We start from the raw sequence: 13,713 nt of genomic DNA, 5'->3' as shown, positions 1-13,713 counted from the left end.
GGTTGCTCCAGGCGCCGTGTCCGGTACGCCGGGCGTGGCGGAGGACTCCGCGCCTGCCGTACCTGCCGCGCCTGCTGTACCTGCCGCGCCTGCTGTACCTGCCGCGCCTGCCGTACCTGCCGCGCCTGCTGTACCTGCCGCGCCTCCCGCGCCCGTCGGCTTCGGTCCCGCCCCGGTGATGCCGGGCGGCGGCGAGGCATCGGCCCACACGCCCATCCCGGAGCAGCGGGTGCCGCATCCGCCCACTCAGCCCTCCGGGCGGCCGGGATCGCCCATGGCACCCGGGACGCCTCCCGGTGACCGTCCCCCCGCTCCCGGCAACTCACCCGGAAGGCTCTCCCTCTCCGTCACGGCCACCTCCACCCAGGAACCCGGTGCCCAGGGCAGGCGGGCGCGGCGCGTGAGTTGCACGGTCGCCCTCGCGGTGGCGGGGGCGCTGGCCGCCGTGACGGTCGGATCGGTGTTCGTCTTCGACCTGCTCCCCGGCAACAGAGCTGACGACGACTCCAGCGCCGGCGGAGGCCCGGCGTACGAGGCGCCGCCCACCACGGTCCCCGCCGCCTACGTCGGCACGTGGGAGGGGCAGGCCAACTCCCGCGACGGCATCTCCATCCCGCTCGGGACGTTCCGGATGACGGTGAAGCAGGCGGAGGTGGGCGAACAGGTGGGCACCGTCCGCCACACGGACATCTTCGGCGGCATCTGCGACGACGTCCTCACCCTGAAGCAGGTCACGAAGAAGCAGCTCGTCGCGACCTCCGTCGGCGCGAAGGCCAACCGCGACGTCTGCAACCAGGCCCTGCACACGGTCCGCCTCACCCCGGTCGGCGACGACCTGGTCTACGAGTCGGACAGCAAGGACTCGGGAAGGCCGAAGGCGCGCTTGTCGAGGATCAAGTAGCGGCGGCCGGCTCGGAGGAGCCTGCGTCCGAGCGCTCTTTGCCGCCGTACTTCATGCCCAGGCTGATCAGCAGCACGATCACCGCGAGTGTCGTGGCGAGTCCCACCGCCCACAGGAACGGGTACTCCTCGTGCACCCAGCACGTCCCGCCCTCCCGGTAGCAGTCGGCGTCCCAGTCGCTGCGTCGCTTGGGCCGGAAGGTCGCCGAGAAGATGAACCCCGTCACCAGGTAGCAGCCTGCCAGGCCGGGCAGGGAGGCCACCGCCCAGGCCAGGGAACGGACCCTGCTCTTCTTCCAGTTCATCCGGTACAGCGGCGCCGCGAAGGCGACGAGGACCAGCGGAGCGAGCGCACCCACCGAGGCGGCGAACGCGTACGCACCGCCCGGCCACGCGGGAGCCACACTGCCCCAGACGGTGTGGGCCCAGTGCATCTCGAAGAACACCAGCGGCAGGAGCAGGACGCCGAAGCCGGGCAGCACCAGACACCCGAACACCTTCTCCCCGACCGTCATCTTCTTCTTCCCGCCCTCGGCGGAGGGCCGCCCCGGCCGGTGCTCGTACCGCAAAGCTGGGCCCGCGGCCTTGCGCCGCCCAGGCTTCGCCGAACCCCCACCCATACCCCGTCCCCCTCACGCAACAGCAGTCACTAATGTGTCTGCGATAGCGAACAGCACCACTGCCATCATGCGCCACGCAACGCCATTGCAACGGGGAAGGCCCACATGGAGACACTGCAGCCCGATGATCCAAGGGAGTTGGGCAGCTACCGACTGCTGCGGAGGCTCGGTGCCGGTGGTATGGGCCGGGTCTACCTGGCCCGCTCGCCCGGTGGACGCACCGTCGCCGTGAAGGTCGTCCGCCAGGACCTGGCGGCGGACGCCGATTTCCGTGCCCGCTTCCGGCACGAGGTCGAGATCGCCCGGGCCGTCTCGGGCCGCTTCACCGCCCCCGTCGTGGATGCCGACCCGGACGGCGCACTGCCGTGGCTGGCGACGTCGTACGTGCTCGGTCCCGATCTCACCGAAGTCGTCGCCGCGCACGGGGCGTTGCCCGAGCGTACGGTCCATGCCCTGGCCGCGGGTCTCGCCGCCGCGCTGCAGGAGGTGCACGCGGCCGGGCTGATCCACCGTGACCTGAAGCCTTCCAACGTGCTGCTGGCCGCCGACGGTCCGCGAGTGATCGACTTCGGCATCGCACGCGCGGTGGACGGAAGCCGTATGACCCAGACGGGCGTTGTGGTCGGCTCGCCCGGTTTCATGTCGCCCGAGCAGGCGATGGGCAAGGATGTCGGCACGGCGAGCGACGTCTTCTCGCTGGGCACGGTGCTCGCGTTCGCGGCCACCGGACGGGGCGCCTTCGGTGACGGCGCCGCCTCGCACGCCTCGCTCCTGTACCAGGTGGTGCACGGCGAGCCCGATCTCGGCGGCGTGCCGGAGTCGTTGACGGGTCTGATCCGCGCCTGCTTGACGAAGGACCCGGGTCAGCGGCCGACGCCGTCCCAGATCGTCACGGCTCTCGCTCCGCAGGGCGTCGAAGCGGTCCTGTCGGACTGGCTGCCGTCGGCGGTGGCGTCGACGATCGCGACGCATGCCGCGGGAATACTGGACCTGGAGGCCCCCGACGCGCCGGCGGCCGCGGCGGCGGCGTCGTTCGGTCCGCCGCCGGCCATGCAGGCCGCGTCGGCGTCATCGGCGCAGACGCCCACCGTCGTCCCGGGAACTCCGCCCGGGGGCACGCCGTCCCCGGCGTACGGCGGCGCAGTGACCCCTGGCTACGGCTCCCAGCCGAGTGGCACTCCCGCACCGGGGCAGCACGACGGCACACCGCTGCCGGGGACGGTTCAGCTCGGTGAGCCGTCCTCCGGCCGGTCACGGCGCAGCGTGCTCGGCCTCGCCCTCGGCGCCGTGGCGGGCGTCGCGGCCGTGGGCGGGGGAGCGGCGTGGTGGCTCGGTCGGAGCGGCGGGAGTTCCTCGTCCGGCAACGGCGCGGCGGGCACGGGCGGTTCGGCCGCGCCGGCCGGGGAGCGGTTCACCACGCCACCGCCCGGTGTGGCGCCGCAGCCTCTGTGGCACGAGTCGGCTGCCGAGGACAGCACCAACACCGGCGTACCGCTGCTCAGCCACGCCGGCCTGCTCCTGGTCAGCGGCGACCCGCTCGTGGCGTACGACGTGAAGACGGGCGATGCCCGCTGGTCGAAGGAGGGCATCTGCCGGCCGGGAGAGCCGCTGCTGTTCCACGGCGGCAAGGTGTTCCTGGCAGACGGCGACTACGAGGGCGCGCTCGTCGCCTACAGCGTCACCGACGGTGAGGAGGTCTGGCGCAGCCGCCTGGGCAAGACCCTGACCGTCGAGGCCGCGATCGCGATCGACGACAAGAACGTCTACGTCACGGCGAAGGACTTCGGCGAATCGAAGAGCGCCACGGAATACCGTACGGCTGTTGCCGCCATCAGCCATGAGACCGGAAAGAAGGTCTGGCTGCAGAAGCGGGACTGGGGCACCGAGGACTACGACGTCCAGGGCACGGTGTCCGGCAAGTACCTGGTCTACGCCGACTCCAACCTGAACCTCACCGTGCGCGACACCGCCACCGGTGATCAGCTGTGGACGGAGAAGATCGGTGACGACTGGACCTGGCAGCCGACGGTCGCGAACGGCCTCGTCTTCCTCCCGGGCGACAAGATGACGGCCGTGGACGTGGAGACCGGGACCACCCGCTGGACCCTGCCGTCGGCCGGCCGGGGCGGCTTCCGCAACCCCACCGTCATCGACGGCGTGCTCTACGCCGGCGACCACGACGACGGCGTGTGGGCGGTGAACGTCAAGACCGGCAAGCGCATCTGGCTCTGCGACGACCTCGAGGTCGAGGCACCGGAGACGTTCCTGCGGGCCGGCACGTCCCTCTACGGCGCGACCGGAGGCCTGGCCGGCGGCATCGTCGCCCTCGAGGCCCGGACCGGCGAAGTCCGCTGGGTCTACGACGACAACAAACGCAACGGCGAACCCTGGCGGCTCGCCCTCTCCGGCAACCGCCTGCTGGTCACGCACGGGGCGGAGGTCTACGCGCTGCCGGCTGTGTGAGCCCGCAGACGACAAGGGCGACGCAACGAACGTCCGGAGACCCACACGGCCTTCGGACCGAGGAAACGAACACGGCCGCAGGGGGCCGGCGGGGAGGAACACCGTCATGCAGATGCTGGTCACCGTCGTACGCGAGGGAGGCGAGCCGCAGGACGTCGTCATCACCACCGATGACACGGCCACGGCGGGCGATGTCGCTCAGGCGCTGACAGCGGCCCTCCAGGACGCAGCCAGACCGGTAGGCCTGCCGGTGAACGTGGTCGCCATGCCAGGGACCACTTCGGCCCTGCACACCCTGGAGGCGGCGACGGCCGGGAGAACTCCCTTGCTCTGGGCCGATGGCGTGCCCTGCGATCCGTCCGCGCCCGCTGCCGCCGTCCTTCAGGACGGCATGAGGCTGTCCGTCGACGACTCGATAGGCCCACTGCTGCGCAAGGGCGAGCCGGTGGGCCAGTACGAACTGAGGACGGCCGGTGGCCCGGCCGCCGGCCGGGTCGTGCGGCTGGGGGTCGGAGCAGCCACGGTCGGCTCGGCCCCCACCTGCACGTTGCCCTTGGCGGACGCCTCCCTGCCACCGGTGGCGCTACGGATCACCCTCGACATGCAGGGCAACGCCACCCTCGTACCCGAGGCGGGTACCGGCGTACTCCTCGACGACGAAGCCGTGAACGCCGATACGCCCTGGCCGCTCGGTGCCGTCGTGCGGGCCGGGGACTCACTGCTCGTGCTCGACAGGGTCGCGGAGCCGGACGCCCATCTCTCCGCCATGAGCGAGGGCGGTCTCGCCTACAACCGCCCGCCCCGTCTGTCCCCGATGCGGCCCCGGCGACGGCTCGTGGTGCCGGTGCCGCCCAGCAAGGGTGACCGGGCCCGCTTCCAGTTCATCATGGCGTTCATGCCCATGCTGTTCGGCATCGGCATGTACTTCCTCACGCAGCAGATCTACATGCTGCTCTTCTGCCTGATGAGCCCGCTGATGATGGCCGCGCAGTGGATCAGCGACAACCGCGAGGGGAAGAAGAAGCACAAGACCTCCGTCAAGCAGTACAAGAAGGACCTTGCCGCCCACGAGGCGGAGCTCGCCCGGCTCGGCAAGGAGGAGAAGCGGGCCCGCCGCTCGGACAGCCCCGACCCGGCGGAAGTGCTTCTGTTCGCCACGGGGCCGCGCCGCCGCCTGTGGGAGCGCCGGCTCACCGACCCCGACGCGCTGCAACTGAGGGTCGGCCTCGGCAACCTTCCCTCCGATGTCGAGCTCGTCCTGGGACGGGGCGGCTCGCTGCACGAGGAGGAGCGCCCTGAGCCGCCCGTTCTTCCGGACGTGCCGGTCACCCTGCCGTTCACCGAACTGGGCGTCGTGGGCGTCGCCGGCGACCGGTCCCGGGCGCTGACGACCGCCCGGTGGCTCGCCGTGCAGGCCGCGGTGCTGCACAGCCCACGAGACTTCTCGCTCGTGGGGCTCACCGCCACCCCTGCCGCCGGCGCCGACTGGCACTGGCTCCACTGGCTGCCGCATACGAGCCCCGCCCAGGGGCAGGACTGCGTCGCCCTGGTCGGGTTCGACGCGGAGTGCATCACCCGCCGCGTCAACGAACTGCTCAACGAGCTGGCCCGGCGCAAGGCGGCACGTGAGCAGGGCACGATGGCGAGCCAGCTGTACCCGGACCCCACCGTCCTGATGATCCTCGACGGTGCCCGCCTGCTGCGCCGCGTTCCGGGCGTGCCGCAACTCCTCGCGGAGGGACCGCAGTACGGCATTCTCGCGCTGTGCGTCGACGAGGACGAGCGGCTCTTGCCGGAGGAGTGCCGGGCCGTCGTCGCGTGGTCACCGGACCAGACTCATCACGTACGCGTGCGCGGGCACGGGCTGGAAGCGGCCGGTGACGTGCTCGCCGACCAGGTCACGCCCGAGTGGTGCGAGCTGCTCGCCCGCTCACTCGCTCCCGTACGGGACGTCAGCCGGGACGACGCCGGCAGCGCCCTGCCCACCTCCGCCCGGTTGCTGACGCTGCTGGGCATGCCGGATCCGACCGGGACCGACGTCGAGCGGATCTGGCGCACCGGCGGGGCCACGACCGCCGCGCCCGTCGGTATCGCCGCGGACGGCCCGTTCGTCCTGGACATCCGCCGGGACGGACCGCATGCGCTGGTCGCGGGTACCACAGGTGCCGGTAAGTCGGAACTCCTCCAGACGATCATCGCCTCCCTCGCCGTCGTCAACCGGCCGGACGCGCTGAACTACGTCCTGATCGACTACAAGGGTGGCAGCGCGTTCATGGACTGCGCCCGGCTGCCGCACACGGTGGGCATGGTCAGCGACCTCGACTCCCACCTGACCGAGCGTGCCCTCGCCTCTCTCGCGGCCGAGCTGCACCGGCGGGAGAGGATCCTCCTCGATGCCGCCGCCAAGGACATCGAGGACTACAACGACACTCGCAAGCTTCGCCCGGAACTGGAGCCGATGCCCCGACTGGTCCTGGTAATCGACGAGTTCGCGTCCCTGGTCGCCGAACTCCCCGACTTCATCGCGGGCCTGGTCGACATCGCCCGCCGAGGTCGCTCCCTCGGTGTCCACCTGATCCTCGCCACTCAGCGGCCCGCGGGTGTCGTCAGCGCGGACATCCGCGCCAACACCAACCTGCGGATCGCCCTGCGCGTGACCGACGCCTCGGAGTCCATGGACGTCATCGAGGCGCCTGACTCGGGGGCCATCGCCAAGTCCACTCCTGGACGCATGTACGTACGCTCAGGTGCCCAGTCGCTGGTCGGTGTGCAGTCCGCCCGCATCGGAGGCCGTCGGCCCGCCATAGGGCAGACCGGCCCCAAGGCCACGCTGACGCCGCTTCCCTGGCACGCCCATGGCCGTCCGCTGCCCAAACGGGAGGAGGCCGAGGACGACGGCACGATGGTCACCGACCTCGCCGTTCTCGTCGACGCGGTCCGTGACGGTGCCCGGCGCATGGGCTTCGCAGAGCAGCGCAGCCCCTGGCTTCCGCCCCTGCCCGAGCTGGTCACCCTGGACGAACTGGCGGCGTACGCCGACGAGTCCGTCACCGCGACCCTGCCCGACGTCCCCCCCATCCCGTACGGCTTGATCGACCAGCCCGCCCGGCAGTCCCGCACACCGCTGTGCCTGGACCTGGTGCACGGCGAACACACAATGCTGCTCGGTGGAGCGCGATCCGGCCGCTCCACCGCCCTGCGGACCCTGGCCGGTTCGCTGGCCCGCGCCACATCCCCCCTCGATGTGCACCTCTACGGCATCGACTGCGGCTCCAACGCGCTGCTGCCGCTGATGAGATTGCCGCACGCCGGCGCGGTGGTGACCCGCGACGAACCGGACCGCGTCCGCCGCCTCATCGAACGCCTGCTGGCGGAGATCGCCCGACGGCAGCAGCTCCTCGCGATGGAAGGTGCTTCGAGCGCCGCGGAGCAGCGGGCGACCGCCGCGCCGGAGGACCGCCTGCCGTGGATGGTGCTCCTGCTGGACAGCTGGGAGGGCTTCGCCTCCACCTTCGAGAGCTACAACTACGGCCAGCTGCTCGAGTCGGCGCAGCGCATCTTCCGCGAGGGATCCGCGGTGGGCCTCAAGGTCGTCATGACCGCCGACCGCAGCGGGCTGAGCGGCCATGTCTCGTCCGCCTTCGCCGACCGCCTGGTGCTCCGCTTCGCCGACCCGAACGACTACTCCACGGCGGGACTTCAGCCCCGCGAGGTTCCCAAGAACATGCCTTCGGGCCGTGCCCTGCGCATCACGGACACAGGCGTGGACGAGACTCAGATCGGCCTGCTGACGGCGGACCCCGCCGGTCAGGCACAGGTGCGTGCGCTGCGCGAGATCGCGGAGGAGACAGCGGCCCGCCACAGCCGCCTGCCGGCCGGGCGGCGCCCCATGCGGGTCGACGCGCTGCCGTCGCGCATCACCGCGTCGGAGGCCCTCGCCCTCGATCCCGACTTCACCGCGCCGTCGCCTCTGTGGGCGCTGATCGGTGTGGGTGGCGACGAACTGCAGCCGATCGGCATCGACCTGGAGGAGAACGGGCCGGGCTTCGTCATCGCGGGTCCGCCGAAGTCGGGCCGCTCCACGCTCCTGGTGGCGGCCACGGAGTCACTGCTGCGCTCGGGCACACCGGTGGTGCTGGTCGCACCGCGCCGTTCGCCCCTGCGCGATCTCAAGGGCTGCAAGGGCGTGTTGGGCCTCCTGAACGCCGACAGTCGCGAGGAGGACCTCGAGGAGCTGGTGGACCAGGCGCCCGACGGCTCGTACGTCGTGGTCGTCGACGATGCGGAACTCCTCTACGACACGCGCCTCGACGAGGCCCTGGAGGCGGTCGTCCGCAAGGGGGCGGACGGAGGTATCGGTCTCCTCGTCGCGGGGGCGACGGACAGCCTCTCGGGCCAGTACCGCGGCTTCGCCGTCGAGGCCCGCAAGTCCCGCAACGGCCTGCTGCTGACACCGCAGAGCCCCTCGGAGGGCGAGATGTTCGGCATCAGACTGCCGTCGAACAGCGGCGGCGGTTCGGCGGGCAGCGGCTTGTTCGTCGCGGGCGGCTCGTTCATGCCGATCCAGGCGGTGATGAACGGCTGACACGGACGGGGCCCCAGCGGTGGCGATGCTGGGGCCTCATGGTCTTCCCTGCAGGGTGCTCAGGGCTTGGTGAGCCGAACGGGCTGGTGGGAGTCCGCGGTGTCCGGGGCGAAGGGATCGGGGGGCCAGGGGGTGCGGAGGATCCAGCGGCGGCGGAGAGCCACTCCTACGGTCCCCAGCAGGAAGAAGCCGGTGAGCGCGAACATGCCGTATGCCGGTACGTTCGCCGGCGGATCCGTCACCCAACTGTGGGCGAGACTGCGCGAAGGGTCGTTCGGGTCGTACGTCACGAGCAACAGTTCACCCGGACGAGTGTCGGGCAGCATGCCCGCATAGTCCGAGAGCCTGACGACCGTGCCCTTGTCGGATCCCTGCATGAACCGGACTTCGACGTACTTGGGTTTGTTGTCGACACCGGTGACCGTGGAGGCGGTTGTGATCCCGCGCTCGCGCAAGCTCTGTACCAACGTTTGCGGTGGGAGGCAAAAGAAGAGAGCCATCCCTAGGCACAAGGTGAACAGGCCGAAGAGACCGAGGATCAGGCGGCGCTGCGGCAGCATGGGACGCGTTTGCTGTCTGTATGCGGCGGCTCTGGCGGCCAGTTGCTGAGCTTGAGCGACTTTGGGAGGCAGCCGGTATCGGCCTCCAGGGCGCTTCCTCTTAGCCATCGTCGACCCACCTCACGAAAACCATCCGCTCACCGTTCTCCTGGCGCTGGACGCAGCATCGCCGATGGCCCTGCCCGCATCCTTAACAGCGCCCGTGACCGCATTGACTGCCTCAGCGCCAGCGGGGCTCTTGATCGCATAAGAAATGCCGTACCCAACCCCGAAACCCGCGACGACCCCGGCCGCGATGCCCCAGCCGACGGGACCCCCGGCCGTCGCGACGATGGCCATCGAACCCCATGTCGCTGCCGTCCCCGCCGCCATGCCCCCCACATTCGCCGCGACCGCGACATCCTTCTCCTCACCGTGGGCGATGTCCCAGCCAATGGCCCCGACCGTCAGCACCGTACCCACCAGGGGCAACTTGCCAGCTGTATGCAGGGTCCGGCCGAAGAGAGTCGTCGAGTGGGGAGGAGCGAGCCCCGGGACCTTGCCGCTGAGCCAGCTTCCGCCGTCCGCGATCGATGCCTCCATCAGCCGGGACAACGACCCCATGCCGAACTTGCCAAGGATCCGCTCGGCCTCGCGGGCGGACTGCCGTGCTGCTCGCCCCGCACGCCCCGTCGCGTTCTTGAGTTGTCTCCGCTCCGCCCGGCTCATACTGCCGAGACGCTGTTCTCTCAGCCGCCGCGCCTCCATGTCGAGCTTCTGTGCCTGATGCCAGAAGTGACCGGCGTACTTCGCCTGGGTTCCGATGATGGCGCCCACCGCCCCGGCCGTGTCGGACCACGTGTCCGCGGGGTCGCCGAGCTTCTTCACAGCGATCTTCGTGTGTTTCCAGGCAAGGGCCCAGAGGTCCACATCGTCGCCCTGCATGAGCGCTCGGTTGAAGAAGGCGGTGGGTGCGTCCTTGGCGATCGGGCCATGGAACAGAGTGACCGCCTTCTCAAAGCCGGGCGCTGGATGGTCGTAGGTGACGGCAGTCGTGAAGGCGGAGCCGAAGACTTTGACGTCGTTCTCCGCGGTCGATGCGCCGATGGCGGCGACCGTGACCGGCAGATGCTTGAGAAGGTGCGGGCTCATCTTGGCGTAGAACGCCGAGACAAAATCCGGATCACCCTTGTGCCTGGCCAGTACTTCAGCGATGCGATGGAATTCCGCGCCCGCCTTGCCGGACGCGAGATCTGCCACCTCGTTGATGTCCTCGGCGAGCTTCTTGCCGGCGGCGCGTGCTTCCGCCACGGACGCGACCGGCTCCGGCAGCGTGACCATGGCATCGCGCTTCCGGCTCCCCGGATCCAGTTCCATCGCCGCGGCCAGGGCCTGCCTGCGCCGCAGCATGGGAAGCTCGTCGTCCACCCAGCGGGCGATCCTTCCGATCTCCGTGAGGTGTGCCGTGTCCAGACCGAGCCGTTTGAACCGAGCAGCGTAAAACGTCTTCGCATCGTGCAGAACCTTGCTGCTCGATTCGAGATCCTTGATAGTGCGCAGCAGGTTGTCCGGATTGATTCCGGAGAAATTCGGGTCGACCACCAGAGGTTTCCTATTCCGCGCTGCCGGCGAGCTGGGGATCGACGAGTACGGCCTGCGCTCCTGATCCCCTCAGCGCACCCTCGAGCTCTGCAGCCGGAACGATCACCCAGGACTGCTGCTCGCCCATCGCCTCAACCAGCAGGGAGACGGAGCTGAAGGCGAGTGCGGCGAGGTGCCGTACCCCGTCGTCGCCGGTCACGGGGAGGAGGGTCACCTCGATCGTCCCGTCCTGCGAGGGGCCGTCGTCCGGTGAGTGCCGCACCTCGCTCAGGGTGGGGAGGACGAGGTATTCGGGACTCGGCCGCAGCATTTCGCTCGAGGTCATTCGCTTAGATTATGAGACGGCACGCGGTGGATCAACGCGCATTATCGTGCTGGTTCACCGTCATGAAAATATGAAAAGCTGAAGGTGACTCGTGGTGGAATCCGGTTCGAAGGTTCCCAATCCCAGAAAGGCGGATCTGGAGAAGCTCCGCACTGATCTCGCCAAGGAGGTGGAGAAGCTCGGCAAGGCTCTCAAGCGGCCGACCGAGGACATCGGAGGCGACAAGGTCTGGGTGGGGAAGAACGCCCGAGCCTGGCACCGGGAGTTGGGCGGACGCCACCGCAGACTCAGCGAGCAGGTGGGCAGACTGATCCCGATCGTCGACGCGGCCATCCGGGGTGAGCCGGAGAAGGTGCCGACCGCAGAGGCGCGTGCGTACCGCGAGAGTGTGTGACGCAGGACTTCAGTGAACGTGGCAGCGGCGCCGGGAGCCACGAGGGGTGTGGTCCCGGCGCCGCTGTCCATCGCGCACGCCGCGTTGCCGGCCTGTGAATCAGGTGGCGCGCTCGATGTTGTCGGCGCTCGTGTTCGCGGACTTGCTGGCCTCGTTCAGCGTGTCGACCCACTTCTCGAAGGTGGGCTTCACATCGCGCCAGTCGTCACGGAAGCGGTCGGCCTTCGGGCCCTTCCAGTAGCCGGTGCTGTCAGCCGTGGCCGACTGAAGGTCCTTGATCAGGCCCTGAAGGTCGTTTGCCTTCCGAGCGTAGAGCTTCGACAACTCCCGGAGCCGTGTGAGATCTGCACCGCGATCCATGGCGATCCTCCCCGTGTCATCAGGAACAAGCGGACTGTCCGTTTGCAACAGTGGACGCTACCGCACCATGGGCAGTTCCCGTTCAGGGCCGCCCAGGATGAGTACGTCGCGTGAACAACTCGTGCTCATCGGGCTGTTTGTGGCGATCGTACGCCCTGGCGAAGGACCTGTGCGCGCCGCGAGTATCCTGGGGCGCCGACACGGCGGGGGAGGCTGCTATGGCAAATCCAGACATACAGGAACTGAATCAGCGTGCGGGGCAGTTGCGTTCGCTGGCTGATCACATCGACTCGCTCGTGGACGCCGCCAAGAACCACAGCACCACGGGTATGAAGTCCTGGTCCGGCCCCAACGCGGACGAAGTGCGGGGCAAGTTGAGGACCTGGCAGACCAAATGCGGCACCGTCGCCAAGGCGCTGCGTGACGAGGCGCACCAGTGCGCGCAGGAGGCCAAGGATCTGCAGGACAAGAAGAAATAACCGGTCTCACCGAGGATGATGGGACGGAGCGTCCTTCCCCTTCACGCTGAGGGAGGCCTCTTCGTCCCGCACCGCGCTAGCCACTCTTACGCGTGAGTCACACAGCCTGATTGGTGAGCGCCGAGACTTCGAACGCATGCCCGTGAACTTCACCGGGGCGCCAAGACAGAGGCGGCGTCCCTCTCGTGGCGTAGCCGATCACCGTAGGGAGTGCGCCGGGGCGTGTACTTATGCACTCTGGATCCCTGCCCGCAAGGTGGGCCATCGAGGCCGAGGCCACGGCCTTGATCGGCGCGGATGGAACGAGCACACCCAGACGCGCATCGTGCTTCGCAACGGCCACCGCGACAAGACGCACAGCACCCAGGTCGGCGACTTGGACCTCGCGATCCCCAAGCTGCGGTCGGGGAGCATCGGCCAAGTCCTGCACGCCGACATCTTGGAGGCCTACGTCCACGGTCTGACCATGCGGTTGGTCGACGACCTGGTCAAGGCCCTCGGCACGGAGGCCGGGATGTCCAAGAGCGATCCGACATGCTCGGCAAGCAGTTCCCCAAGGCCAAACACACACTGCTGGAAGCGAAGGACGACCTGACCGCCTTCACCGCCTTCCCGGAGCGATATCGGAAGATGATCCATTTCGCCAAGCCCGCTGGAGCGGATCAACCGCGAGGTGCGTGACGCTGATCAGAGTGGAGGCGGATGGCCTGCATCACCACCGGCATGACATCGCGTGCGGCGTGCTAGTCACTTGTCCGCGTGAGCCGCACGGCCTGCTCTGTGAGCTCCGAGACCTCGAAGAGCACGCCCGCGAGCTCCACGGTGTCGCCGACGCGTACATCGTCATACTTGGCGACCGGGATCCCTGCGCAGTTCGCGCCCAGGCCGGCCGTTCCCGCCGCCGTATCGGCGTAGGCGATGGTCACAGCGAGTCCTGTGGGAAAGCGCTGCACTCCGCCGTTGGCGAGGAGTGAGAGAGGCCGGCCCTTGGGAGGAAAGCCCTTCGCCGCGGCGTCCAGAACGTCGCGGTTGGTGGTGAAGCACAGCGGCCCGTCCGCGGAACCCCCCGTCGGCTTCATGGAGGAGGGTGAGGCGGCGAGTTCTGCCCTGTCCTCGGCAGCCTCGGGTTCGAGGACGACGCGGTAGGAGCAGATCTGCCGGACGGTGTAGGCGTGCCCGGAGACGCTGACGCGTTCTCCTCGCTCGACGGTCCACTGCCGCTGCCCCGACTCGTAGCGCGCTCCTTCACGCAGGGTCGCCGCCCGCGTCGTCCCATCGGCACGCGTGGCCTCGTACTGGACCCCTCCCCCGCCTGGCAACCGGAACCCACCGCCACGCAGCACGTGCAAGCCATCGCCGGATGGGGCCTCCCCCACACACGCCGGCCCCTTGTCCCGGGACGCTTGCGTGGGCGTCGGCGTGGGCGTGGGTTTCCGGCCCTCCTCG

13 protein-coding genes are annotated in these 13,713 nt (G+C 69.4%); 7 read left to right on the top strand and 6 right to left on the bottom strand.

Annotated elements, in window-relative coordinates; translation table 11 throughout:
* The first annotated feature begins 274 nt into the window (after window positions 1-274).
* Window positions 275-901, top strand: coding sequence for a hypothetical protein (locus N4P33_RS08000; RefSeq protein WP_313904467.1), 627 nt, complete (start codon window positions 275-277; stop codon window positions 899-901).
* Here N4P33_RS08000 and N4P33_RS07995 read toward each other — a convergent pair.
* Window positions 894-1,520: a hypothetical protein gene (locus N4P33_RS07995; RefSeq protein ID WP_260825613.1), complete on the bottom strand. Its 627-nt coding sequence runs from the start codon at window positions 1,518-1,520 to the stop codon at window positions 894-896. The two genes, N4P33_RS08000 and N4P33_RS07995, sit on opposite strands and share 8 nt — an antisense overlap.
* A gap of 105 nt (window positions 1,521-1,625) precedes the next feature.
* Here N4P33_RS07995 and N4P33_RS07990 point away from each other — a divergent pair, with 105 nt between their 5' ends.
* Both N4P33_RS07990 and N4P33_RS07985 read left to right on the top strand, forming a co-directional pair.
* The gene (locus N4P33_RS07990; protein ID WP_260825612.1) at window positions 1,626-3,983 is read left to right on the top strand and encodes a serine/threonine-protein kinase; all 2,358 of its coding nucleotides are present in this window, start codon (window positions 1,626-1,628) and stop codon (window positions 3,981-3,983) included.
* 106 nt (window positions 3,984-4,089) lie between these two features.
* Window positions 4,090-8,568 carry an FtsK/SpoIIIE domain-containing protein gene (locus N4P33_RS07985; protein ID WP_260825610.1) on the top strand — a complete coding sequence of 1,493 codons (4,479 nt, stop codon included), beginning with the start codon at window positions 4,090-4,092 and terminating at the stop codon, window positions 8,566-8,568.
* A gap of 59 nt (window positions 8,569-8,627) precedes the next feature.
* Here the strand turns inward: N4P33_RS07985 and N4P33_RS07980 are convergent, their stop codons facing one another.
* From N4P33_RS07980 to N4P33_RS07970, 3 genes are all read right to left on the bottom strand, one after another.
* The gene (locus tag N4P33_RS07980; protein WP_260825609.1) at window positions 8,628-9,128 is read right to left on the bottom strand and encodes a DUF3592 domain-containing protein; all 501 of its coding nucleotides are present in this window, start codon (window positions 9,126-9,128) and stop codon (window positions 8,628-8,630) included.
* Window positions 9,129-9,248: 120 nt separating this feature from the next.
* A complete protein-coding gene (locus tag N4P33_RS07975; RefSeq protein ID WP_260825608.1) occupies window positions 9,249-10,709 on the bottom strand; it encodes a hypothetical protein in 1,461 nt (486 codons plus the stop codon).
* A 10-nt stretch (window positions 10,710-10,719) separates the two neighbouring features.
* Window positions 10,720-11,034, bottom strand: a complete 315-nt coding sequence (locus N4P33_RS07970) for an SAV_915 family protein (protein ID WP_260825607.1) — start codon at window positions 11,032-11,034, stop codon at window positions 10,720-10,722.
* A gap of 94 nt (window positions 11,035-11,128) precedes the next feature.
* Here N4P33_RS07970 and N4P33_RS07965 point away from each other — a divergent pair, with 94 nt between their 5' ends.
* Window positions 11,129-11,428, top strand: coding sequence for a hypothetical protein (locus N4P33_RS07965; protein ID WP_260825606.1), 300 nt, complete (start codon window positions 11,129-11,131; stop codon window positions 11,426-11,428).
* A 99-nt stretch (window positions 11,429-11,527) separates the two neighbouring features.
* Here the strand turns inward: N4P33_RS07965 and N4P33_RS07960 are convergent, their stop codons facing one another.
* Window positions 11,528-11,788: a WXG100 family type VII secretion target gene (locus N4P33_RS07960; protein WP_260825605.1), complete on the bottom strand. Its 261-nt coding sequence runs from the start codon at window positions 11,786-11,788 to the stop codon at window positions 11,528-11,530.
* Between the two features lie 218 nt (window positions 11,789-12,006).
* Here N4P33_RS07960 and N4P33_RS07955 point away from each other — a divergent pair, with 218 nt between their 5' ends.
* The 3 genes from N4P33_RS07955 (at window position 12,007) to N4P33_RS07945 (ending at window position 12,948) form a co-directional block, all read left to right on the top strand.
* Window positions 12,007-12,267 (top strand): WXG100 family type VII secretion target, encoded by a 261-nt coding sequence (locus tag N4P33_RS07955; protein WP_260825604.1) that lies wholly within the window; start codon window positions 12,007-12,009, stop codon window positions 12,265-12,267.
* 136 nt (window positions 12,268-12,403) lie between these two features.
* Window positions 12,404-12,862: a transposase gene (locus N4P33_RS07950; protein ID WP_260825603.1), complete on the top strand. Its 459-nt coding sequence runs from the start codon at window positions 12,404-12,406 to the stop codon at window positions 12,860-12,862.
* A complete protein-coding gene (locus N4P33_RS07945; RefSeq protein WP_260825614.1) occupies window positions 12,802-12,948 on the top strand; it encodes a hypothetical protein in 147 nt (48 codons plus the stop codon). Before N4P33_RS07950 ends, N4P33_RS07945 begins: the two co-directional genes overlap by 61 nt.
* 62 nt (window positions 12,949-13,010) lie before the next feature.
* Here the strand turns inward: N4P33_RS07945 and N4P33_RS07940 are convergent, their stop codons facing one another.
* Window positions 13,011-13,586: a hypothetical protein gene (locus tag N4P33_RS07940; protein ID WP_399028971.1), complete on the bottom strand. Its 576-nt coding sequence runs from the start codon at window positions 13,584-13,586 to the stop codon at window positions 13,011-13,013.
* Window positions 13,587-13,713 lie beyond the last annotated feature (127 nt).

The organism is Streptomyces sp. 15-116A, assembly GCF_025290915.1.
GTDB lineage: Bacteria > Actinomycetota > Actinomycetes > Streptomycetales > Streptomycetaceae > Streptomyces.
Note: the sequence above shows the minus strand (reverse complement) of the source record. Positions and strands in the feature narration are given on the sequence as shown.

Bases quoted from the DNA above. Each gene is read 5' to 3' on its own strand.
- N4P33_RS07950 (WP_260825603.1), top strand. From the start codon at position 12,404: ATGCCCGTGAACTTCACCGGGGCGCCAAGACAGAGGCGGCGTCCCTCT.
- N4P33_RS07945 (WP_260825614.1), top strand. From the start codon at position 12,802: ATGCTCGGCAAGCAGTTCCCCAAGGCCAAACACACACTGCTGGAAGCG.
- N4P33_RS07980 (WP_260825609.1), bottom strand. From the start codon at position 9,128: ATGCTGCCGCAGCGCCGCCTGATCCTCGGTCTCTTCGGCCTGTTCACC.
- N4P33_RS08000 (WP_313904467.1), top strand. From the start codon at position 275: ATGGCACCCGGGACGCCTCCCGGTGACCGTCCCCCCGCTCCCGGCAAC.
- N4P33_RS07970 (WP_260825607.1), bottom strand. From the start codon at position 11,034: ATGACCTCGAGCGAAATGCTGCGGCCGAGTCCCGAATACCTCGTCCTC.
- N4P33_RS07955 (WP_260825604.1), top strand. From the start codon at position 12,007: ATGGCAAATCCAGACATACAGGAACTGAATCAGCGTGCGGGGCAGTTG.
- N4P33_RS07985 (WP_260825610.1), top strand. From the start codon at position 4,090: ATGCAGATGCTGGTCACCGTCGTACGCGAGGGAGGCGAGCCGCAGGAC.
- N4P33_RS07990 (WP_260825612.1), top strand. From the start codon at position 1,626: ATGGAGACACTGCAGCCCGATGATCCAAGGGAGTTGGGCAGCTACCGA.
- N4P33_RS07995 (WP_260825613.1), bottom strand. From the start codon at position 1,520: ATGGGTGGGGGTTCGGCGAAGCCTGGGCGGCGCAAGGCCGCGGGCCCA.
- N4P33_RS07960 (WP_260825605.1), bottom strand. From the start codon at position 11,788: ATGGATCGCGGTGCAGATCTCACACGGCTCCGGGAGTTGTCGAAGCTC.